The organism is Butyricicoccus pullicaecorum DSM 23266 (assembly GCF_900167005.1).
Classification (GTDB): Bacteria; Bacillota; Clostridia; order Oscillospirales; family Butyricicoccaceae; genus Butyricicoccus; species Butyricicoccus pullicaecorum.
The window spans coordinates 100816-123669 of sequence record NZ_FUXW01000002.1; the positions used below are offsets into that span (position 1 = coordinate 100816).

Consider the following 22854-nt stretch of genomic DNA (forward strand, 5'->3'; position numbering starts at 1 on the left):
TCCTCGCGGTCAGATCGGATAGGCCTGTGCCTGTCGGTTGCGGAATACGGTCAGATGGTCAAAGCCCAGCGAGCGGATGTAGTCCGCGTAGACATCGAATCCGCGTCCAATGTCACGCGCACGGTGCGCGTCGCTGCCCAGACTGATGCGCTCACCGCCCAGACGGCGGTATTCTTCCAGAATCCAACGGTCAGGGCCGGGACGCTGCATCCAGCTGAACAGCGTAGCCGCGTTGCACTCGATGGCGTAGCCGCGGTTGACCGCTTCGCGCAGAACGGGCAGGATATGCTCCATGAAGTTGTCGAAAGACGGGTTGGTGTGCGGGCGCTTCATCACGCGCAGCGGATAGTCCAGATGGGCGAGAATATCGAACCCGCCGTGCTGTTCCATGCGTACCATTTCGGCGAAGTAGTCGCGCAGCAGGGCATCGCAGTCGATGTGGTCGTAGTCGTGGTCGTAGAGATCGACGTCGTTGGGCATGACGTGCAGCGAGCCGATGACCACGTCGAACGAGAAGTTGGACAACACTTCCTCAGCCAGTGCAGGATTTCGCTGGGGCTGACCCAGTTCAATGCCGCGCAGCAGTTCTACCTGTCCGTCAAACTGCGGACGGGCGGCGGCAATGTCGGCCTGAATGGCGGCAACGTCGCAGAAGATGGACGGTGCCTCGCGAAACAGATCATAGTGGTCGGTGACGGCCAGTACATTGACACCGGCGCGAATGGCGGCTTGCGCCATGTCGGTGATTTCAGCCGGTTCGGCTTCGGTGTCGAAGGAATATTTCGAGTGGGTGTGCAGATCGATCATAAAAAACTCCTTTCGGATGATGGCTCAGGTACCGGGTTGTGCCAGAACCAGAATGTCGCCGGTTTGAATGCGCGTGCCGCCGTCGGGGATCATCGTGCGAGTGCCGCGCTGAATGAGAATAATGAGCGTGTGCTGTGGGGTCGTGATTTCGCGTAAAGTTCGATTGTTCCACTTGTGACTGCGGTCGATGGGGATTTCGCGCAGGGACAGGTTTTCACGATCCTCGAATGCGCGCGCAGCGAAGACCAGTAAATCGCCGTCCTGCAAGACAGTCTGACCGTCGGGCACCAGATTGTCGCTATCTCGTGTGATCATAACCGCGAGCAGGTTGTGGGGCAGCTGGAGCTCGGCCAGACTGCGGCCAATCCAGGGATGACCGGACTCAATATGTACCTTGACAAAGTCCACGTCATTTTCTTCCTGATAATCGTTGAAGGTTTTGGAGACGTCCTCTGCCGGGTCGATCATGTCCAGTTTGCGCGAGACCCAAGGCAGCAGCGTGCCTTGCAGGGCGATAGACAGCAGAACGATGCAGAAGACCAGATTGAACAGATTGTAGCTCGTGCGCGCGCCGCCAAGCACGGCAAAGATTGCGAATACAATGGAAGCCGCACCGCGCAGACCGGCCCAGGATACGATGCCGATTTGGCGCAGGGGAGAGCGGAAGGGCAGGAGCAGGGCAAAGACCGCCGCAGGACGGGCGATCAGGGTCAGGAAGACCATGATGCACAGCGCGGGGACAAAGACCGCTGGCAGTTCGGCTGGCGTGACCAGCAAGCCAAGCAGGAAAAAGATGATGACCTGGGAAATATCGGTCACGACATCAAAAAAGTGGATGAGCTGACGCTTGTGTGCGATGCTGGAATTGCCCATCAGGATGCCGCACAGGTAGGCGCTCAGATAGCCATTGCCGCCCAGACAATCGGGGAGGGCGTAGGAGACCAGTGCCACAGCGAATACCAGAATGGTCTTGCCGTGCTCATCGGAAAAGGTCAGGCGCGAGAGCAGCAGGACGGCGATCTTGCCGATGACTACGCCGCACAGAATACCGATGGCGACCTGTGAGAGCAGCATGAGCGGTACGGATACCGATTCCCCAGCGAGCAGTGAGACCAGAATAACGGTCAGCATGTAGGATACCGGATCGTTGGAACCGGATTCGATCTCGAGCAGGGAAGCCGAGCCGTACTTGAGGGACAGCCGGTTGGTGCGCAGGATGTTAAAGACCGACGCGGCATCGGTAGACGAGATGACCGCACCGATGAGCAGGCTTTCATAGAGCGACAGCCCGAGCACCAAATGGACGAACAGTCCGCACAGTCCGGCGGTCAGCGCAACGCCGACGGTGGATAATAGGATGGACTTGGCGAGGACTGGACGGGCGGCGGATAGGTTTGTACCGAATCCACCGTAGAACATGATAAAGATCAGGCTGATCGAGCAAATGATGCTGGAAACCTGATAATCGTCAAAGGGAATGCGGAACAAACCATTCTCACCGAACAGCATACCGAGTGCGATGAAGATGAGCAGCGACGGCACGGCCAGACGTTGAATGAAGCGATTCATGACAATACAGATTAGAATAACGACACCCATAAGTAATAGGGGTTGGCTCATAAACGACCTCCTTTGGCGAAAAAAGATGCAAAACCCAGATAAATCATACCATATAAACGCAAAAATATCCAGTGCTTTCGCGGAAAGCACTGTGTCGAGAAGGGAAAGACAGCGGACAGGCTGATAGAAATGCAAGAGACGGAACAAAGATTTGACGAGTTTGTAAAATTTGTAGATTTGGTGAACAAATGGAGCGATTGTCCGACATGTGACTTGTAAAAACGACATAAATGTGGTAACATGGTACGGAAAACAAAAGAATAAAGGAAGTGAAAGGATGCAGAAATCCTTAAGGGGCCTTGAGAAGTTCTTCTGGCTGTACCTGTTGTTCAATCCGATTCTGGATATTGTCAACGGCTTGTACATCTGGATGCTGACGCGCGGCTACGGCATGGAGGCGCTCAACTACCGCGAGCTGACCAACGGCGGCGGTATGACGACCACGCCTGCACTGGTTGTGCGTATGGTCGTGCTGCTGATCATGGTCATCTATGTACTGATGCTGCGTGACAAACAGGCCATCCTGACGGCACTGCCGATGGGCGCAGCCTGGGCAATGTCGGTGCTGTCGGAGTTTTTGTGGACGGGAACGGCGAACATTTCGCTTGATGTGACCTTCTTCGCACGTTTTGCTTATAATGTTGCGGTTGCGATGGTTTACCTCAATGTGTTCCGAAATTCCGAGCTGTCTAAGGATCGACTGATCGAAAAAATACACGCCTATGTCAACGGTATGACCATCGTATTTTCGCTGGGCATTCTGATTCCGTACGTGCTGGGTACCGGATATAGTACCTATTACGACCGATTCGGCGCACGCGGTGTGCGTGGATTCTACTATTCGGGCAATGACATCACGGGTGCACTGATGATTCTGCTGCCGCTGGCGATTGCCTATTTCCTGTTTATCCCGCACCGCAATTTCACCAAGGGACGTATGCTGTTTTACAGCCTGGGCCCGTCGATGAGCATTATTTGTCTGATGCTGATCGGTACCAAGACCGCGCTGCTGGCGATGGTCGGTGAAGCTGCTATCATGGTTGTTTTTGCACTGGTGATGGCCGTTCGTGGTGAACGCGAAATGCTGCGCCGCGTGGTGATGCTGGCAATCATCACTGTCATTGTAGGTTTCATTTTCAACGGTCTGTCGGCGCTGCTCAATGGTGCAGGCAACAGCTTGTTTGATAAACTGGGACAGTCGCTTGACGGTATCCGCGATGCAGCGGAGGAAGAGGGCGGAAGCCTGATTTCCGGTCGCTGGAATAAGCTGGCAGCTACCTTTGCTGACTTTAAGGCAGCAGGTCCGATTGCATGGCTGTTCGGTGTCGGCCGCGGCTCGCAGGGTCATATCATCGAGATGGACCTGTTTGACATCGGCCTGATGTACGGTCTGTTTGGTTTCGTTACCATGACCCAGATGTACATTCGCTATGGCGTACAGTTCCTGATGAATATGGTACGCAACTTTAATGTTCTGGTCTTCGGTGCATTTATCTCTCTGGGTATCACTGTTGGCTACCTGATCGTTGCAGGACATATCCTGTTTACGGTCACTTCGGGCTTCTTCTTTGCCTTCGTTCTGGTCTATGCACGTCTGCTGACCACGGACAAGAACCGCTTGTAATGCCGATCGGCACGAGCGGGACATGATGAAAATGTAAATATGAAGCACGCAAGGGCGGTCTGTATAGACCGCCCTTGTTTTATGTTTATATGCAAAGAAAATGGACTAAAATTCGATAAAATAGGAGATTAGACAACTTTTGTCAATGATTTGTAAAAAAGCAGCCTTGTGGTTGCAAAAGATTTTACCTGTGCTAATGAAAAATAAATTACATTTTACTAATAATTGATCGGTATATTTACATTTTCTTGGTAGACTATGGTTGTGTCAGTGAGAAACACAAAAGAGGAGGAACACAATCATGAGCACAATGCAAAAGCAGTCCGCGGCACAATCTCAAAAACTGATGGTCTTTGTTCTGACCATGTCGCTGTACGGACTGGCAACCCTGTTTACCGAACTGATTCCCAAGTTTCAGGTTGGTATCGTAGAATTTTCGGTTGAGTATTTTCTGTTTATTCCCTTGACGCTGGCGATGCTGTTCGACCCGCTGTCTGCCGCACTGGGCGCTGCGACTGGTGAACTGGTATTCAGCGAGATCATGCTGGGACAGTTTGGCGGCCTTGGCGAGCTGGAAAAGTTTCTGACGGTCACCATCGGCGTGTACATTGCCGGCCGTCTGGTTCGAGACCCGCGCAATCGCGGCATGGTTGGTGCCGCAGCGATCATCGGCACGGCTGCACAGCTGGCTATGGGCACGGTTGTCGATATCCTGAAGGTGCAGTTTGCCGTAGAAGATTTTGAAGCAGTTGCCGGCCTGCCGGAGAGCGTTTTTGCGACCGAAGGCTTTGCTTTCCTGAACGACCTGCTGTTCTCGGGCATCCTGTTCTGTATGCTGCCCTGTGTGTATCTGGTACCCAAGCTTTATGGCAAGATTGAGCCGCTGCTGGGTATGCAGCCGCGTACGGAAAACAGCGCAGTCAGCGGAATCAATCCCAAGACGATTGCAGTTTGTGTGCTTGGCTTTGTGTGCGCGATCGTTGCTGAACTGGCCGCAACGGCTGGCCTGTCTCTGATCGACTGGGAAGCTGAGTGGGCAGAGAGCGGCACGGCGGTTGCAGTTGGCATGGTTGTCGCAGCTGTTATTGCCATTGCTGTACTGGTTGTCATGAAGAAGAACAGCGAACGGAAGGCGGCACACTGAGATGAACGTGGTACAGATCAACGACCTGATGTATACATACCCAGGCGCTGCACAACCCACGCTCCGTCATCTTTCCCTCGAAGTAGAACAAGGGGACTTTCTCGCGATCGTTGGCAACAACGGCTGCGGAAAGTCCACCTTGTGTAAAGCGCTCAACGGATTGATCCCCCACTTTATTGCGGGGGACTTTTCCGGTCAGGTACTGATTGACGGTGTGGATACAAGAGAGAGCGACGTGGGCGAACTGGCGCGCAAGGTTGGATATGTCTATCAGGATTTTGAGAATCAGATCGTTCGCCCGACGGTGTTGGACGATGCCTCGTATTCCTGCCTCAATTATGCCTATCCGGATTATCTGGAACGCGGCCGGACAGCGCTTGCACAGTGTGGTCTTGAGGGACGGGAAGAGGAATACATCTGGCAGCTGTCCGGCGGACAGACCCACTTGCTTGCACTGGCAGGTGCGGTGTCGCTGGGGCCTGATGTGCTCATTCTGGATGAACCGATTGCCCAGCTGGACCCGATGCATGCCGATCGTATCTATGAGGTGCTGCGCGAACTGAATGCGCGTCATGGTAAGACCATCATTGTCATTGAGCACCATACAGAGTATATCGCCGATTACTGCAAACATGTGCTGCTGCTCAAAGACGGACAGGTCAAGTGGAAGAAACCGACCGATCAGGCACTGCAGTGCGTGGAAGAGTTGCAGGCATGTAATATTTTTCCGCCGCAGGTCACACAGGCAGCCTATCAGATGAAGCGGTTGGGCTGTATCTGCACAGCCGAGCGCCTGCCGACAACGGTTGAGCAGGGCAAGAAGATGTTCTCGCAGCTGCGCTTTCATGCACCGGCAGTATTGCCTTGCGAACAGAACGCACAGCCGGAAACGGTAGTGTCGTTTCGTGACGTATCCATGTCATACCGTTCGGTCAAGGGCGATCCGAGAACGGTGTTTGACCGCCTGAATCTGGATATCCGCAAAGGAGAAAAGATTGCACTGATCGGCTCAAACGGTGCGGGAAAATCCACTTTGATGAAGATGATGGTTGGACTGCTGCGTCCGGCACAGGGAACGGTGTCGCTGTTTGGCGAGAGTATTGCCGATAAGAAGGCTGAAGATCTGTCCAGACAGATTTCGCTGGTGTACCAGAATCCCGAGGAAATGTTCATTCAGGATTCCATTTACGCCGATATTGCCTATGCCATGAAGGTGCGCGGCATACCGGATTGGGACAAGCGAACCGAGGCGCTGCTGGCACGGTTCCGCCTGAGTGAGCTTGCAGACCGGGACGGACGGCTGATGTCGGGCGGACAGATGCGCCGTGCCAGCCTGGCGATCGGTGTTGCACTGAATCCCGGCGTATTGCTGCTCGACGAGCCGACGGCCAATTTGGACATTGCAACCAGACGGGAGATCATGACAGTGCTGGAGGATATGAAGGATATCATCCAGACCGCGGTCATCGCGACCCATGACATGCAGCTTGTGTGCCAGTGGGCCGATCGCATCATCGTGCTGTGCGGCGGAACGGTTGTCGCGGACGGTACGCGGGACGAAGTGTTCTCGCGTGCGGACTTGGCTGAACGAGTCGGCATTCGTCCGCCGGAAATTTTTACTATGGCTAAAGCACTCGAACCGCAGGCGCTTTGCTATACGATTGATGAATTTACAGACTGTTTTAGAGAGGAGCGCTGACAGATGGAACGGCTGTCCGATAAATTATCAGAAAATATTCTGAGCAAGTTTTCCATGGATTTTCTGCGCAATCAGGTGCTCAAAAACGCATACGGAAATGATGATACCGTCATTGCAGCGCTCGATCCGCGTATTTTGCTGGCGTGGTATCTGTTTTTCGGACTGGTACCTTGGTTTGTCAATGAGCTGCCTTTTTTGCTCGGCTGTTTCTTGCTGGTCATGGTCACGACCATTCTGGCGCGTGTTGCCGGATTGGTGCTCTTTCTCTTTGCGCTTGGCGTGTTTTCTCAGACCGGTTATCTGTTTTTGGTTACATTGTTATTTGGCGGTGACGCTTCGGCAGTCATGCCGCTGCTCATTCTGACGCTCAAGGTTGCAACCATTTCGCTGGCCTCGGTCACGGTATTTTCCGGACTGGACCCTGACCGCCTGTCCAATGGACTCATGTGGTATGGCTGCCCGGAACGGCTGAGCTTTTCCATCTCTTACGCATATCGTATGCTGCCCATGCTCATGGAGGAATTTCAAAACGTACTGCTGTCCTACCGCCTGCGTGGCAACCCGCCGGCACATGAGACGCTGCGCGGCAAGGTGCGGTATCTGATCTATCAGGTCAAGATTATCATGCAGTCCTTTTATCCGCTCATGCTCAACACAGCCAAGCGCTCGCGCACAACGGTCGAAGCGCTTGAACTGCGCGGATACCGTTACGCAGCGGTCAATCAGACCGTCAAGCGTATGAAGCTTGCAGCGCTCAAGGTAAGCTATAACGACTTTTTATTCCTTGCGATATCATTTCTTTGTGTTGCACTGTCTGTGCTCTGTTGTACATTATTTTGATTGAAAGAAGGTTTTTCTCTTGCGTCTTGATTTTCATACCCATGGCAAGCTGGCCAAAAAACTGCCTTTTTCTACGGTTTATACCGATTGGCTGTTTGAGGAAGCCAAGCGAGCGGGACTGGATGCGCTGTGCCTGACCGAACATTTTAATACATTACAGTTTTCCGAACTGTATGGTTATCTGGCATCGACAAGCCGACGAACAGGGGATGTACTGGTATTGGAGAACGGCCTGCATGTCTTTCCGGGTATGGAGACCGATGTCGCTGAGGGCGGACATATCCTGTGCATCGGTACGCTGGAGGCAGTGCTGGAGCTCAACCAACGACTTGAACCTTATAAAGAGAAAGGACATTTTCTGCCGTTTACAGCACTGATGGATCTGTTTGAGCAGTATCCGGTGCTGGTGGGCTGTGCGCATCCGTATCGTGCACCCGGACATGTCCCGGAATTGCCGGTGGAGCAGCTGAACCGCTTGGATTTCCTAGACCTGAATGGCAAGGATATGGCGCTGAACCGTACCCGCACCGAGCAGCTGACTTATGATCTGGGCAATCGACTGGAAATCCCGGTGGTATCGGGCAGCGACACTCACCAGGCAGCGCAGTATGGTTGTATCGCGACGGTGTTTGAGCAGGATTTTGTCACGATGGAGCGCATGATCGAGGAAATGCAGGCCAGACGATACCATATTGAACTGTCGGACAGCGCAGCGCTGCAGGTGCGCACTGCCGGACTGCTCAAAAAGTCGCTCAAAGCCATTCATGCACTGGGCGGTGATTATGTTTCCATCCTGACAAAAGGGGACATTGCGTAAATAGATGGCAGACTGGACAAAGCCTGTCAAACATGCGTATAATAGTGACAGCGGTGTCATCTGCCTGACAGCCGTAATCTAGACGAGAACGAGGTACCTGCAATGGAGCTGCAATTGCCGATTTCTGCGAGTGAACTGACCCGCGCAGAGCAGAAAATTTTGGATTTTATCAATACGAATACCGATACTTTTCTGTTTTTGTCGATCGGTCAGCTGGCCAAGCGACTGGAGATATCCGACGCGACCCTGTCGCGCTTTGCCAGACACGCAGGATGCCGGGATTTTAAGGCACTCAAGACATTGGTCATGGAACAGGCCTCCGGTCCTGCGGTCAAGATTGCCGGAACGCTGCACCGGGAGGAGCATTTTTCTCCGGTAGGATTTTTGCAGCAGCAACAGCTTTATCTGCAAAAGACGGCAGAGCAGCTCGACGAAGCAACCTTTGACCGTGCAGCGCAGACCATTGCACAAGCCAAGCGAATTTTGATTTATGGAAAGAAAGCGTCTTCGAGCTTGGCGCAGCTGATCTATTTTCGATTGCGCAGATTGGGGCTGCAGGTGTCGCTGCTGCCGCCCGGTGGCTCGGAATTATTAGAAGGCTTGGGACAGATTGGTGAAGGTGATCTGGTAATCCTGTTCAGTTTTTCCAAACTGTCACGAGAAGGCAAGATCTTGCTGGAGCAGGGAAGGCGAGCGGGATATCAGACACTGGCATTTGTCAGCCGCACCTGTTTGCCGCCGGAAGAGTCTGCGGATATGAATTTGTTTGTTTATCGTGGGACAGAAAAAGAGTATCATTCCATGGCGGCACCGACTGCGCTGCTGGATGCTTTGGTGGTAGCCGTGACCAAACAAATGGGAGCAGACGGCGTGGCAGCGCTCAAGACATTGCACGAGCTGAAAAAGACGTATTTTTTAGATTCATAAAGATTGCTTTCCTCGTGTATGATGAAATGGATACTATCATAACCATGTTTTTGTGTCTGGCGATGTAGTTTGATTTTGGATATCTCCAAGGTAGAAGAATCTAGCGACTTCATATTTATAAAATGCAACAGCTGCATTATAACGTGACATAAAATATTTGACCGGATAGTCGTCAACGATTTCCAATGAAGCAAGTTTCTGCTTGCTTCATTTTTTTATGATTGGCTTTCAATCTGTGCCGCTTCATATTCCAAAGCCCATGTTTCAAGTGCTTCTAAAACCGGGATAAACTTTGTGCCGATGGCGGTTAAAGAATACTCTACCCTAGGAGGAACCTCGCGATAGACTTCCCGATGAATTAATCCATAGGCTTCCAGCGTGCGCAATTCCTTTGTGAGATTGGCTTCTGTAATCTGAGGCATTTTGCGTTTCAATTCACTGAATCTCAGAACATGACTTTCGCTCAAGTGATAGATAATCACCATAGGCCATTTACCTCGAATTACTTTTTGCACTTTTGCAATAGGACAAGATTCAATATTATCTGTATAATCGTTTTTCATAAAATCTCCAATACTATTATTTTTGATAGTACATCTATTTTAATATGGTACTTGTAATTTTTAATTATAAAACCTAAGATTTAAATTGTAAACTGTGGAGAGAGGTATGTTTATGAATGTGATTATATTTGGAGCAACCGGAGGCATAGGGAAGTGGGCGGTTCGTTATGCATTGCAAAGTGGCCATCGCGTCACGGCCTATGTGCGCAATGCCCGGAAGATAACGGAAGCGAATGAAAATTTGACGATCATTCAAGGAGATATTTGCGATGAGCAGAAAATGATAAAAGCACTCGCTGGACAGGATGCTGTAGTTTGGTGTGTTGGAATCCCTATGAAGAAAAGCTATCAGAAGATGGAGTCATTAGAGGGGCATAAAACTCTGATCAAAGCTATGGAAGCAAATAGAGTAAAACGATTGGTTGATTGGGGAACGCCAAGTGTGCATTTTTCAAAGGATAAAAAATCATTGATTACAGTCGTGCCGGGAATCATAGCCGGTATCGTTTTTACCCAAGCTAAAAAAGAGATGGTGGCAATTGCTAAAGTCCTTCAGGAATCCAACTTGGACTGGACACTGGTACGGTTTATGGCACCGCAAGACACATGCTACACCGGAAATGTGAAAGTCGGATTTGGTGATACAAAAATGAAATTTTCTATTTCACGTGAAGACATTGGTGCATTTATGATTAAAATGCTTGAGTCAGATACTTATATTCATTCCATGCCCATCATAGGGAGTTAATTATCATTTGATATAGCAGGGAAATACAGTATTTGCATGCTTTTGTTTGCGGGACATGCCCATGTGTGATAAAATGACGTGCAAGAATTTGACGGACAACAGCCCGAGAGTTAAGAAAACGGAGCAGATTTTAAGTCTGCTCCGTTTTTCTTTCGCTATTTTGTACTTTGTATCCTTCGCCCCATGTCCACATGGCGTCCAGGATAGGCTTCAGGCTTTTTCCAAGCTCGGTTAAACTATACTCGACTCGTGGAGGAACTTCGGCATATACCTTTCGGTTGACCAGTCCTTTTTCTTCCATATCCCGTAGTTGAGCGGTCAATACTTTCTGCGATACACTGCCAATGGATTTTTTTAGTTCTCCAAATCGTTTTGTTCCAGGCATAAGGTCGCGGAGAATCAGGACTTTCCACTTATCACCGATCAGCATAAGCGTTGTTTCCACCGGGCAGGCAGGTAACTCTTTCGTTTGTTGCATGGTATCACTTCTTTCTGTTAGTTTCTTTTAGATAACTATAGCACAATAAAGTGCTTACTTTACAATTGATACTTATGGAATTATTATAATCTTGCAAGATAGAGATTGCAATTCCAAAATGCATATTTGAAATCAGGAGGTATTCATCATGAATGAAGTTGTAAAGTTTTTGCAGGAAAATCCCGTACAGTATCTGGCTACGGTTGGTTGCGATGGAAAAGCAAAGTGCCACCCCTTTATGTTTGCCGGTGAGCTGGGTGGAAAATTGTGGTTCTGCACCAATAACCAGAAGGATGTCTACAAGGATATGCAGAGCAATCCCAATATTGAGGTATCTGTTTCCAGTCCGGCTTATGCATGGATTCGTCTAAGCGGTGAAGCTGTTTTCGAGAACAACATGGATGCCAAAAAGATGTGCATTCAAAACCCCATTGTTAAGGGTCAGTACGGTGATGCCACAAACCCGATCTTTGAGGTTTTCTATCTGAAGAACGCGCATGCGGTAATCGCCGACTTCTCTGGCAATCCGCCTAAGGAGTATAACCTGTAAGCAAAATATCTTGAAAAAAGTGAAAAACCTGGCCGACAAGACAGTCTGCGGACTGTAAAAGCAGCCTCGCAGGCAATCAGTCTCTGCGGGGCTTGTTTTATCTCATAGAAGGATTATTTTTCTATTGTTACCTGAATTTACTTTATTTTACTTCTGATTTTGGAAACATTTATACGCATCGACCAATTGGTTGATTTTTTTGATAGATTTACCCGGATTAAAGGAAAATCGGAAATAGGAGGTTTATCATGCGGGCAAGAAATTATTTGAAATATATTGCAGATGAAATCCACTCTACTGTTTTTGCCACGATAGACAGAGAGGGAAGGCCTGTCACCTGTGCCATCGACATTATGGATTATGATGAAAACAGCCTTTACTTTCTGACGGCAAAAGGCAAAAACTTTTATGATCGACTGAAAGCCAATGAAAATATTGCGTTTACCGCCATAAAGGGAAAAGACACCCTTTCTTGTGTAGCGGTATCAGTACAGGGGAAGGTGAAGGAGATCGGTTCGGATAGATTGCCTGAGCTATTTCGTAAAAATCCATATATGGAGAAAATTTATCCCGATGTACGCTCACGCAGCATTCTTACAGTGTTTCAAATTTATGAAGGAACCGGAGAATGGTTCGACCTTTCCAAACTTCCAATTGAGCGGGACGGTTTTTCTTTCGGTGATGCACAGACGAAAGAAAACGGATATTTTGTAACAGATAAGTGCATTGGCTGCAAATTGTGCTATTCTAAATGTCCGCAGAAATGTATTGATATCACGCAGAAACCTGTCGTAATCGAGCAGAGGCACTGTCTGCACTGTGGAAATTGCTTTGAAGTTTGTCCTGTAAGGGCCATTGAACGGAGATACTAAATATCACAAAAGCCGATTTTTATTCTTCGTCTGTGTGAATTAAATTGCTGGTATATTGGATTTTTCCAGACAATACATCATCATAATAATTTTGCTTCCCATCAATGTATGCAATATCTTCTTGCAGATTTTCCATCTTCTTCACAAGAAAATCGCGCTGCTTTGTTAAGATTTCTTTTCTTTGAGGGATGCTGGATTTCCCCTTTAAACAAAGTGCAAGATAGTGCTTCATGTCTGCAAGGCTCATTCCGCAGCGCTTTAAGCAGATCAGTCCCTTGATCCATTCGATATCATGTTCGTCAAAGACTCTGTAATTGTTTTTGTCACGTTTTACATTTGGAACTAACCCTTGGTTGCAGTAAAATTTTAATGCTTCATAAGTCATTCCGACTTTTTGACAAGTCTGCTTCATACTGTATAGCATATTATTCGCCTCGAAAAAGTTTATAAATTTCAAAAAACTATTGACCGGTAGTTACAACCGGGTGCTACACTTTATATGGTAACACAAAACACACGAAATGACAATTTTTCGTGAATTGAATGAAAGTGGAGGCAGCAAAGATGGAACAGATCACTTTATATAATGGAGTGAAAATGCCAATTGTAGGGTATGGCGTCTATCAAGTGTCAAAAGAAGAGTGTGAGCGCTGTGTCATGGATGCACTTGACGTAGGTTATCGATCAATCGACACGGCACAAAGCTATTTCAATGAAGAACAGGTTGGAACTGCCATTGTCAAATCAGGTATTCCCAGAGAAGATATTTTCCTTACAACGAAGGTTTGGGTTGAGCATTATGGATACGAGGAAACTAAAAAATCTGTTCTGGAATCCATGCGAAAACTGCAAACAAATTATCTTGACCTCGTTCTTCTGCATCAACCATTTTCGGATTGCCATGGGGCATATCGGGCATTGGAAGATCTCTATGACGAGGGAAAATTGCGTGCAATCGGCGTTTCAAATTTTTATCCAGACAGACTTGTGGATATCGCGTCTTTCAGCCGCGTAAAGCCTATGGTCAATCAGGTGGAAACCCATCCGTTTAATCAGCAGATAGAAGCAAAAAGATGGATGGATAAGTATGGAGTTCAAATGGAAGCCTGGGCACCTTTTGGAGAGGGGCGAGGGGGCTTGTTTGAGAATCCTGTACTTGTTCAGATTGCTGAGAAGTACAAGAAAACAACAGCACAGATTATCTTACGCTGGCATATTCAACGTGGAGTGGTGGTCATCCCAAAATCTACACATAAAGCACGTATGGAAGAAAATTTGAATGTTTTTGACTTTGTACTGGAACAAACAGACCTAAATCGAATTTCCAAATTAGATAAAAAACAAAGCTCTTTCTTTTCACACAGTGATCCGTCCATGGTTGAATGGTTTGTTCGGATGGTAGAGGAAAGAAAGGGAAAATAATAACTGATAAACTAGCTGTAGAATCAGTTAACAGTTAAGATAAACGATTTGTACCTGCCACCGACATCTGCATGTGAAATCGGCCGCTGCTTAATGAAACTGGTGCTGCCCCAATTTGGCCGACAAAAAATGAGGAGTATCCTTTCTAGGATACTCCTCATGGTGCGAGCAATATGATTTGATATAACCCATATCTACCTGTAATATAACAAGAAATGAGTTTATTACATTCTCAGCATTACTAAAGTATTGAACACTGACATTAAATGGACACCACGCAATCAGGACAGCTGGTTCTGAAAGAATTGTAAGTAGATCATGCTAGAGATCTTCGTAAAGAAGAAATAAAGAACAAGATGTAGATACGCATTTTCAACTTTGAACTTTATATGCAAAAAACCGCCGATTTCTTACGAAAAAGGCGGTTTTCTTGGTCCGAGTGACAGGACTTGAACCTGCGGCCTCTTGACCCCCAGGCGCATTAAATCGCATGAATTTCGTGAGAAATTAGGCTGTCTGACATTTAGTTGACATTTTATAGGTTGCTATGGCGCAGAAAATCATTTAATTTCTGAGCGGTCTGCGTTTTGCGGCGCTCGCGGATATGCGTATAGGTATCGCGGGTGACTTCTTCTTTGCTGTGTCCGAGAAGCTGCTGCGCGTCTTTCACATCAATGTCAGCTTCAAATAAAAGAGTTGCGTAAGCGTGGCGCAGCTGGTGCGAGGTGACCCGGTGTCGTATATAGGTCTTGATGTATTCTTCGGTTTTGCCACGGCGGTGACGAGTGCGCAAAACTTGTTCTGTATACGCAAGACCGGCAGCGAGTGCGTACCGATCAAAGGCCTTGTTGAATGCTTTGAGCGTCATGAGCTTGGCGCCACCGAACAGATAACCACGCTGATGACGATAGGGGAGCAGCTTATCATACAGATTGTCCAGCATGACGACATCGCGCATGCCGGCCAGTGTCTTGGTATCTTTCAAGTACGGCCGATCTCCGACAAAATAGACTGAGTGCCGGACGTGGATCAATCGTGCCTCGAAATCGAGATCCTTTTGAATATCGATGGCCAAGGCTTCCCCGCGGCGCAGGCCGGTGTATAGCAGGAAATAGAGATACAGACCGAAGTTATCGTCTACATGCTCGATGATCGTCTGGATCAGCGCATCATCTGGCGGTAGCCTTCGTGTCTTGGGCAAGCCGCGGGGGAGTCGGATTGCTTCACAGGGATTGATGTTAATATCTCCATGCAGTACGGCATAGTCACAGATCTGGCGCATGGCCGACAGATAGATTTTGCACGACTGATGTGAATAACCCTGTTTTGCCATCAGGCGCACGGTGCGTTCGATTTCCAGCGGAGTCATATCCTTGACCGGGCGTGTATCGAAGTTTTGCGCAGCACGTTTGAGGGCCGGGGAGTAACTCACCCAAGTATTGTGTGCCAGATCCCGGAAGTGTTCTTCTTCCCAGGCTTCGCGCACTTCTTGGAACAGCCTGCCACGCTTGCGATCAGCGCGAAACTGCCGCACTTTTAATTCGAGCTGCTTGCGGTTGCGGTCATAGAAATAGACTGGTTTTGGCAACGGATTGCCATATTCGTCATCTCGGATGACAGCCTGATACCGGCCGTCTTTTCGCTGTGTAATTGTCATTTGATACACTTGTCCTTTCGTGATTTTCGCAAAATGGGTATGCAAAACCAAGGACAGGTGGTATAATCATAGTTGCAATCCTGATAATTGGGCCTGTCCCGGTTATCATTGGTCCCGTCTGGTGTTGGCGCACTGGGCGGGGCTTTTTTATTTAGTCAAATTGATCGAGTAACCCATTGCACATGATTAGTGCCATGGATGCGGCATATCCACCGTCAATATCATAGGTATTCATGCGATCTAAGAAAGTTTGCGTAAATATACCGTTCTGGAAGACCTCATACGTCTTATCGTAATTATATTTCACGGTATCAAGATAGGATACAATTTCATTGATTTCTTTGTAGAAATCATCCGTTGGAGAGACATCCAGCGCAGCAATACAGGCGCTTTCATAGCGGCTCAGATTGGTTTGATAATTTCGTTCACAGATCGATGGATCAATGTTTGACGCATTGCCCCTCAGGCAGATGGAGAACAGGCTGCTGCTGTCTTTGTACATCTCGTTTGTGGCACGATACAGTTGATTGAGAGCCTCATAAGACGGATTGATCCCTGTAGATGCGGGACTGTTGACACTCGCTGTGCGGGTTTCTGCATCATAAGAAATATCGGCTCCCATAGATTGTGCTACGCCGCGCAGGGGGACATAGGTCGTACCGTTATACTCAAAGACCTCAACTGAATGACCGTTGGAATCGGTCATCTGAGTAAGCTGACCGTCCACGCGAATGTTGATTCCGGTATGTACGGTAATCTGCTTGACATTGGATTGTGCAGCTGCGGCGACTGGAATGGTAGTGGCAGCCAATAGAATCAGGGAAATTGCGCGTTTCGTGATACTCGAATGCATGACAGTTCCTCCTTCAAAATTGATTTTTGATGGTTTTTACAAACTTAATTGCAGCATAGTGTGCTCATTTGACACACTTATTGCACGGAGTCAGTCCACGCGCCAGCGCGTCAGAGAGTGTACTGAGATAATAAGTACCGCCGTTGCAGTTATTGTCATAGTGATACCGTTTACCGGTTTTGGTCACATAGACATTGGCGTGGGCCTCAGTGACTGCCGGATTTGAGGGTACAGTTTCCGGTTGGGACGGTGTGGAAACTGACGGGGTAGAGGGAGCAGCTTGCGACGAAGAGGGCTGCTTGGTCGAAGTAGTCGAAGCGCTCTTGTTTGCAGTGATCCGGCAGGTCTCACCGTCAGTCATGGCATAGATGGTACCATTGAGATCGGTGCGCCAGGTCGGGATGCCCGCGAGCTTGTTCAGCGTCGCCTGGGACGGATGGCCATAGCTGTTGCCGGCACCGCAGCAGATCACCGCCGCATCCGGGGAAACCGCCGAAAGGAAACTGCTGGTCGTTGAAGTATCCGAACCGTGATGACCGACCTTGAGCACATTGCTTTGAATATCGGTACCAGATTGTAGGATAGCTGCCTCAACCTCGGCTTCCGCGTCGCCCATGAACAGGAAAGAGGCGTTCTGGTAGGTCGCCCGCAGGACGATAGACGCATTATTTAGATCATCGGCAGGCTGCGCAGCAAGCACAGTGACATTGGCATCGCCGAGCTGGAACGTCGTGCCCACCTCGGGAACAGTTGCGGTCAGGCTCTTGTTTTCCAGTGCGGTCAGCACAGCGGAATAGGTCTGCGTATTGGAGGTCGCATCAGCCAGCAGAACATTCTGCACATCAAAGGCGTTGATGACATCATCCATACCGCCGATATGATCTTCGTGGGGATGGGTGCCGACGACATACTTGAGCGTGCTCACACCGGCATTCTTTAAGTATTCGACAACATCGTCGCCGTCCTCGTTGCTGCCAGCATCAATGAGCATATATTCGCCATTGCTGGACAGCAGCATACTGTCGGCCTGTCCAACGTCCAGGTATTCGACGACCAGAGACTTGTGCTCAGGGGTAATGATGTACGCAGATTGCGTATTGTTGTCCCAAAGTACCCGTGCGTCAAGCGATTCTGCAGCAAAGCGAGCGGGCACCATTGTGCGGCCCTCGATGGTCTGTGCGGGGACATCCAATACCTGAGCAGCGCCGTTTACGGAAGCAGCCGTGCTGCCGATCCGCATCGAGATCACGGTATCTTCCTTGGTGGCCGTCACGGTTTGGGTTGTCTCGTCCCAGTCTACGGTCGCACCCAGAGACTCGAAGAGCGCACGCACGGGAACCAGTGTGCGGCCATCGACCACAACAGGGGCCACATCAGACGGTACGGCTGCGCCATCTACGACGAGGGATGCCGCACCAGCTGACCCAATGGATAAGGCTGCGGTCAGAGACAGAAGCGCCAGCAATTTTTTGTTCATGCGTTTCATAGCCGGTTTGCCTCTTTAGTTTACGCACTTATTGCACGGGGTCAGACCGCGGGACTGCGCTTCGGACAGCGTGCTGGGGTAATAAGTACCTCCATTGCAGTTGTTGTCGTAGTGATAGCGCTTACCGGTCTTGGTGACATAAACGGTCTTGTTCGTGCTCGACTGCGTCGAGGTTGTGGTGGAAGTCGAAGTCTGCGTGTTGGACGGTGTAGTCTGGGTAGAAGTAGAGCCGGAGGTCGAAATCTTGACCGTGCCCGAAGCACTGTCCCAGTTGACCGTTGCATTCAGTGACTCGGCAACAAAGCGAGCGGGTGCCATGGTACGGCCTTCGATGGTCTGAGCAGGTACGTCAAGCGTCTTGGCAACGCCGTTGACATAGGCAATGGTATTGCCGATCTGCATGGAAATGACGGTACTGCCCTTGGTTGCGGTGGCAGTCTGGGTCGATTCCTCCCAGCCAACGGTCGCACCAAGCGATTCAAACAGCGCACGCACCGGTACCAGCGTACGGCCATCTACGATGACCGGAGGCACATCAGTCTGCACGCTCGCACCGTCCACAACGAGAGAAGTTGCACCGGCAGCGCTTACGGACAGAGCTGCAGCCATTGCAAAAGCAAAAATCTTCTTTTTCATCCGTTGAATCCTCCTTAATCTAAACCCTTCTTATTGCATTTGCTCTTCCAAGCGTAGAGTTTCTCGATATTCCGTTGCGGTGGGAATATCGGTGAACTGAACGGTGGCACCAAATTGATCCAGAACCAGCTGCTTGATTTCATTCAGGTCAACGCGGAAGAACTCTTTGCGGGAATTGACTTTATTGACTTTACGCGATTCAAAATGCCGATGTAGCATTGCTTCCAATTCCGGTGCATTTTCGGAAAAGATCATTGCGTGCACATCAAATGGGAAGGGGACTGAGGCGCTGCTCAGTTCCGCGATACGATCCATAGGTTCCAGACGACGTGTCATGCCGATTTTGAATACCTGATCGCCAAACGAACCGATATTGGAAATAATGTATACAAAGCCGGCTTTTGCATTGTTTTCACGTTCCAGAACTTCTTTTTCCGTGGCTTCCAAGGCGTGCAGCCGGTCTTCCAGCTCTCGGATTTTATCAATATAGAGCTGCTTCTCGACATCGCTTTCGGTTTTCTGCATATATTTCATGAGACGCTGGATTTCTTGGTTGAATTGCTGCCGATCGCGTTCGATTTTCTTTTTCTCACGTTCGATTTCGCGGCGCACCTTTTCTTCTTCCAGCATTTGCTCACGGATGGCACGTTTTTCTTCTTTTTCCTCCTCGACTTTCACAAGGTAAGTATAAATTGCACTGAGTTCTTCCAGCTTAGCTGCTAGGTAATCATGTGTCAGCTGTACACCATCAATGGAAAAAATGCGATTGTTGGCATCGAACGCACGCTGGATCTTGCTGCGGGAAGAATCAACATTTTTCACAGAGAGATGATCCAGAATGTTGGTACACTCTGCGTTGAAGCAGCGCAGGATCTGTTTGACCTGGCTATTCACAACTTGACGAGCCCCTGTGTTGGTGATCGAAAGGGCTGCACCGGTACGTACCATATCATCCTGCTGTCCGCGCAAAATTACCAATCGGTTTTTGATCTCTTCCGATGTGAACGCGTCATAATCGGCCGCCGGATGTGACATGGGAATGACGGACTCGCACTCGAGGGTTTGCAATTCTGCGTTCAATGCGTCACGCTGGGCAGTTAGATCTTGGATTTCACGCATGAGCCGATCACGTTGCTCAGCGGCTTGACGAGAGAGCTCCTGCATCTGCAAGGTCGATTGCTGAAGTTCTGGACTGGCAGGAGCATCCGACTTGCATTTTAGGTGGATTTTGTAAGTCGCCCAGAGAAGCAGCACACCGATGGCTGCAAAGATAAGTGTGCCCAGTAACCAATCGTCTGTACGCTGTATAAGTAAGGCTATACCTGCCAATACGCAGCTGACGCCCATTAGACCAACATAAAATTCAAGTAAGCGAAGTAATATCTTTTTCATAGATATATCGTCCCCCATTTTAGATAGGTGATTTTGTAGGGTTATCCTACAAAACTTTTAGATAATCCAAAGATTTTTTCTTCAAGATAGGGCATAAATTTTTCGAGCAGTTTTTTATCACGATCCGCATATGACCAACACCCTCTACGATTAAGAGTTTCGATCCTTTTGTATGCAGATGTATAGGAGACATGGAAATAGTCAGCTATCTCTAAAGCTGATATAGAGCCTTTGCGACGTTCGATCTCACGCAGGACTATTTCGGGCATGAGCAACTGTGCAGCAAAAAAATGTGCCTCTATTTCCTCAGGATCTTCATCTTTTTGATGTCCTAAATATAGATGTCCAAGATGGTCTGCTGAATTTGCCTATATTTTAGTCCGCCATTTCAAAGCACTCGCACGGCTCGTTATTCTTCTCACCGTAGAAGCGGATGTCATCGTCCTGCGACACCTCAATGTTCTTCGCGGTGCATTCGTGGTCGCCGTTGCAGATGTCGTTCGGTAGGCAGTGTTTGCATTTTCCGCAGGTCATCTTTTGTCCTCCTTTCCTCAACGGGGTTCCTCTTTCTTTACATTCTCATTATAGCACTTTTAGTCGTAAAAGTCAAGTTTTTTCCGAAAAAATTTTGCCAAAAGGAACTTTAAGTCGCAAAACGGCGAGGGTTGTCAGCCCTCGCCGTTTTATATTTTCACCGGTCGAGCATCTTGCTCAACAGGCTATCATACATCTGCCGCAGTTCCGCACACCGGGCTTCGGATTCAGCAAGGCGGGTTTCCAGCATGGGGGGGTCTCATCCCTCGGCTCGGCAGCCGCATGGGGCGCAAGTCCGAGGGAAATCATCATCGCCTCCTCGATGTCCTCCATCTCCTCGGCGGTGACAGCCCCACGGTAGGAACCGAACCGCTCGGTAGACACAGAAGTGATCTGCTCGCACAGAGCCGTGCTTTCACGGCTCAGACTGCTGATGGTGACGTGGGTGGGCAGGTCCCGCTTGGGCTGCGTGGTGAGGTACACAACCTCCACCGTGCCGCTGTACTGATTGTTGCGGTTGTTGGACACCACGATGGCGGGACGCCCCGCCCGCTGCTCACTGCCCACGCTGTACCCGCTCTCGATGTACCAGATGTCTCCGCGCTTAATATCCATTGTGCATTCCTCCTCACAAATTGAAGTCCACGTCCGCGTCATCATACTCGGTCCCGTGGGCGTGATTGTAGCTCTTGATGCTTTCGCCGGGGATATAGCTCTCACCGTCAGGCTCAAAACGACCGGCGCGAAGCACACCACGAAGCGTGAGCGTAGAATTGTGCTTGTCCTCTCCCAAGATGGCGTCTGCCTCGTCATCCGTAACGCGCAGTGTCACGCCGAGGCGCATCCACAGCTTATGGCTGGCTGCCGCAGGGACGGGAGGGTTGCGCCGGCAGCTATCGGTTTCCCTGCTGTAATCGCAGTTGCCGGTTCCGCTGTGATGACACTCATCACAGAGCATCAGACGCTCGCCGCAGTAAGGGCAGAAAGCCTTGAACCCGTCCGTATCGGTGTTCCAGAACATTTCGACCTCGCTCTCACAGTGCGGGCAATACTCGGTGACGATGTTCGTCCGAGGGCCATCCTCGTCCAGATACGCCTTGCGCAACAGCTCTGCCGCTTGAAATACCGTGTCATCGCAGGCGGGGCAGTTGTCGCAGGTATCACCCTTTGCCCACCGTTCCAGCCGCTCGATGACACTCATCGGGTCACTCGACACGACCTTTTCAGCGGTCATGTCGGTAATCTCCGAATCGAAGAAGTTGAATCCTGCGCGGGTGGCCTTGTTCTTTGCCTCCCGCTCGGACGCAGCTTCTACCTCGACTTCGCCGTAGCGAAGTTCGCTCACTCTGACTTTGTACTTCATCCGAATACTACCTCCCCAAACAAAGCATACTGGATAATCATGTCGGCTCCGTCAGCATCTACTTCGGACGGGTCGATTGAGCCGCTTCCGGCGTCAATAGCCACAGGCACTCCGTCCTCTACCGCTTGGGCCAATCCTCGTAAGAACTTGTCCAGCGTCAGCTCCCACTTGTCGCTGCTCTCGGCATCGTAGAGCATAAGAGAGCCGTCACGCGCAATCTGCTCGTGGGCGTACTCCCCAAGCCTCTTTCCAACGGGCTTTGCGGCTCCGCACCAGCCAGTGATGCCGCCATCCAGTGCGGTACACATGATGTCGTCGATGTCCTGCATTGTGACACGGGCCTTGAGTTTCAGTTCCACCTCGAACTCACGGGATTCGTTTTTCATACCTTGCGCACCTCCTTACCACGTGCGCAGCAGCCCTGCCGCGATGGAGCGGCGGGTTCCGATACAGCCAAACTCAGAGCAGTCAGGCATATCGTGGTTGTAGACATAAGCCATAGGCTCGCTGTTCGCCAGATCCTCGCGGTCCTGCGCCCACTCCTCCGGGTAATCGCTGACGTAAAGGTAGCAATCCATCTTGCCGAAATCCGTGTAGCTGCGGATGACGAGGTAGACGAGCGCGTTGTGCTTCTCCTCGAAGTCCCTGATGCGCTGCAAGTCCTCGCCCTCGGCCCAGAAGAACGCCCCCACCGGCGGCTCGCTGATGCTCACATAGCCGTCCTCCTCGAACTGCTTGATGGTCTGCGGGAAAATATCGGCCAGCTTCATGCGCTTGATGGCCTCGGCTTTCTTTTCGTCTCTTGTCATTTCAGGTATCTCC

Annotated in this window: 25 protein-coding genes and 1 pseudogene; 10 read left to right on the forward strand and 16 right to left on the reverse strand. The window is 49.8% G+C overall.

The genetic code is table 11. The annotated features are described in order from the left end of the window. Positions 1–9 precede the first annotated feature (9 nt). Both B5D52_RS04545 and B5D52_RS04550 read right to left on the reverse strand, forming a co-directional pair. On the reverse strand, positions 10–807 hold the full coding sequence (locus B5D52_RS04545; RefSeq protein WP_016146409.1) for a histidinol-phosphatase HisJ family protein: 798 nt from the start codon (positions 805–807) through the stop codon (positions 10–12). Positions 808–831: 24 nt separating this feature from the next. Beyond that, positions 832–2427 carry a potassium/proton antiporter gene (locus B5D52_RS04550; RefSeq protein ID WP_016146410.1) on the reverse strand — a complete coding sequence of 532 codons (1596 nt, stop codon included), beginning with the start codon at positions 2425–2427 and terminating at the stop codon, positions 832–834. A 277-nt stretch (positions 2428–2704) separates the two neighbouring features. On the opposite strand from B5D52_RS04550, the gene B5D52_RS04555 reads away from it, so the two are divergent. The 6 genes from B5D52_RS04555 to B5D52_RS04580 all read left to right on the forward strand — a co-directional run bounded on the left by B5D52_RS04555 (position 2705) and on the right by B5D52_RS04580 (position 9478). Continuing rightward, the gene (locus tag B5D52_RS04555) at positions 2705–4051 is read left to right on the forward strand and encodes an O-antigen ligase family protein (protein WP_016146411.1); all 1347 of its coding nucleotides are present in this window, start codon (positions 2705–2707) and stop codon (positions 4049–4051) included. A gap of 301 nt (positions 4052–4352) precedes the next feature. After that, positions 4353–5195, forward strand: a complete 843-nt coding sequence (locus B5D52_RS04560) for a DUF8171 family membrane protein (RefSeq protein WP_016146412.1) — start codon at positions 4353–4355, stop codon at positions 5193–5195. Position 5196: 1 nt separating this feature from the next. Further along, positions 5197–6894: an ABC transporter ATP-binding protein gene (locus tag B5D52_RS04565; protein ID WP_016146413.1), complete on the forward strand. Its 1698-nt coding sequence runs from the start codon at positions 5197–5199 to the stop codon at positions 6892–6894. A 3-nt stretch (positions 6895–6897) separates the two neighbouring features. After that, positions 6898–7734: an energy-coupling factor transporter transmembrane component T family protein gene (locus B5D52_RS04570; RefSeq protein ID WP_016146414.1), complete on the forward strand. Its 837-nt coding sequence runs from the start codon at positions 6898–6900 to the stop codon at positions 7732–7734. A 19-nt stretch (positions 7735–7753) separates the two neighbouring features. Beyond that, positions 7754–8551 carry a PHP-associated domain-containing protein gene (locus tag B5D52_RS04575; protein WP_016146415.1) on the forward strand — a complete coding sequence of 266 codons (798 nt, stop codon included), beginning with the start codon at positions 7754–7756 and terminating at the stop codon, positions 8549–8551. A 102-nt stretch (positions 8552–8653) separates the two neighbouring features. Next, complete coding sequence (locus tag B5D52_RS04580) at positions 8654–9478, forward strand: MurR/RpiR family transcriptional regulator (protein ID WP_016146416.1); 825 nt, start codon at positions 8654–8656, stop codon at positions 9476–9478. A 215-nt stretch (positions 9479–9693) separates the two neighbouring features. On the opposite strand, the gene B5D52_RS04585 is transcribed toward B5D52_RS04580, so the two are convergent. After that, positions 9694–10041 (reverse strand): winged helix-turn-helix transcriptional regulator, encoded by a 348-nt coding sequence (locus B5D52_RS04585; protein ID WP_016146417.1) that lies wholly within the window; start codon positions 10039–10041, stop codon positions 9694–9696. 112 nt (positions 10042–10153) lie between these two features. Here B5D52_RS04585 and B5D52_RS04590 point away from each other — a divergent pair, with 112 nt between their 5' ends. Beyond that, positions 10154–10789, forward strand: a complete 636-nt coding sequence (locus B5D52_RS04590; protein ID WP_159446500.1) for an NAD(P)-dependent oxidoreductase — start codon at positions 10154–10156, stop codon at positions 10787–10789. 130 nt (positions 10790–10919) lie between these two features. Here B5D52_RS04590 and B5D52_RS04595 read toward each other — a convergent pair whose 3' ends face one another. After that, entirely contained in the window at positions 10920–11267 is a 348-nt protein-coding gene (locus B5D52_RS04595) for a winged helix-turn-helix transcriptional regulator (protein WP_040332453.1), read from the reverse strand. A 148-nt stretch (positions 11268–11415) separates the two neighbouring features. Here B5D52_RS04595 and B5D52_RS04600 point away from each other — a divergent pair, with 148 nt between their 5' ends. Next, entirely contained in the window at positions 11416–11817 is a 402-nt protein-coding gene (locus B5D52_RS04600) for a pyridoxamine 5'-phosphate oxidase family protein (RefSeq protein ID WP_016146420.1), read from the forward strand. Between the two features lie 248 nt (positions 11818–12065). Next, positions 12066–12689: a 4Fe-4S binding protein gene (locus B5D52_RS04605; protein WP_016146421.1), complete on the forward strand. Its 624-nt coding sequence runs from the start codon at positions 12066–12068 to the stop codon at positions 12687–12689. 19 nt (positions 12690–12708) lie between these two features. Here B5D52_RS04605 and B5D52_RS04610 read toward each other — a convergent pair whose 3' ends face one another. Then, complete coding sequence (locus B5D52_RS04610) at positions 12709–13113, reverse strand: MerR family transcriptional regulator (RefSeq protein WP_016146422.1); 405 nt, start codon at positions 13111–13113, stop codon at positions 12709–12711. A 140-nt stretch (positions 13114–13253) separates the two neighbouring features. On the opposite strand from B5D52_RS04610, the gene B5D52_RS04615 reads away from it, so the two are divergent. After that, a complete protein-coding gene (locus B5D52_RS04615; RefSeq protein ID WP_016146423.1) occupies positions 13254–14111 on the forward strand; it encodes an aldo/keto reductase in 858 nt (285 codons plus the stop codon). A gap of 535 nt (positions 14112–14646) precedes the next feature. Here the strand turns inward: B5D52_RS04615 and B5D52_RS04620 are convergent. From B5D52_RS04620 to B5D52_RS04665, 11 genes and pseudogenes are all read right to left on the reverse strand, one after another. Then, entirely contained in the window at positions 14647–15768 is a 1122-nt protein-coding gene (locus B5D52_RS04620; RefSeq protein WP_016146424.1) for a tyrosine-type recombinase/integrase, read from the reverse strand. Between the two features lie 151 nt (positions 15769–15919). Next, positions 15920–16621: a stalk domain-containing protein gene (locus B5D52_RS04625; RefSeq protein ID WP_016146425.1), complete on the reverse strand. Its 702-nt coding sequence runs from the start codon at positions 16619–16621 to the stop codon at positions 15920–15922. Between the two features lie 64 nt (positions 16622–16685). Next, a complete protein-coding gene (locus B5D52_RS04630) occupies positions 16686–18107 on the reverse strand; it encodes a stalk domain-containing protein (protein WP_016146426.1) in 1422 nt (473 codons plus the stop codon). Between the two features lie 15 nt (positions 18108–18122). Beyond that, entirely contained in the window at positions 18123–18743 is a 621-nt protein-coding gene (locus tag B5D52_RS04635; protein ID WP_016146427.1) for a copper amine oxidase N-terminal domain-containing protein, read from the reverse strand. 30 nt (positions 18744–18773) lie between these two features. Next, the gene (locus B5D52_RS04640) at positions 18774–20135 is read right to left on the reverse strand and encodes an SNIPE associated domain-containing protein (RefSeq protein ID WP_016146428.1); all 1362 of its coding nucleotides are present in this window, start codon (positions 20133–20135) and stop codon (positions 18774–18776) included. A gap of 41 nt (positions 20136–20176) precedes the next feature. After that, positions 20177–20473: pseudogene (locus B5D52_RS04645) on the reverse strand (ImmA/IrrE family metallo-endopeptidase); the annotation flags it as partial. Positions 20474–20510: 37 nt separating this feature from the next. Then, entirely contained in the window at positions 20511–20669 is a 159-nt protein-coding gene (locus tag B5D52_RS16050; protein WP_016146429.1) for a hypothetical protein, read from the reverse strand. A gap of 177 nt (positions 20670–20846) precedes the next feature. Next, positions 20847–21284, reverse strand: coding sequence for a type II toxin-antitoxin system PemK/MazF family toxin (locus B5D52_RS04650; protein ID WP_016146430.1), 438 nt, complete (start codon positions 21282–21284; stop codon positions 20847–20849). Positions 21285–21297: 13 nt separating this feature from the next. Beyond that, positions 21298–22032 (reverse strand): hypothetical protein, encoded by a 735-nt coding sequence (locus tag B5D52_RS04655; RefSeq protein ID WP_016146431.1) that lies wholly within the window; start codon positions 22030–22032, stop codon positions 21298–21300. After that, the gene (locus B5D52_RS04660) at positions 22029–22418 is read right to left on the reverse strand and encodes a hypothetical protein (protein ID WP_016146432.1); all 390 of its coding nucleotides are present in this window, start codon (positions 22416–22418) and stop codon (positions 22029–22031) included. Before B5D52_RS04660 ends, B5D52_RS04655 begins: the two co-directional genes overlap by 4 nt. 15 nt (positions 22419–22433) lie before the next feature. After that, the gene (locus B5D52_RS04665; RefSeq protein ID WP_016146433.1) at positions 22434–22841 is read right to left on the reverse strand and encodes a hypothetical protein; all 408 of its coding nucleotides are present in this window, start codon (positions 22839–22841) and stop codon (positions 22434–22436) included. Between the last annotated feature and the right edge of the window lie 13 nt (positions 22842–22854).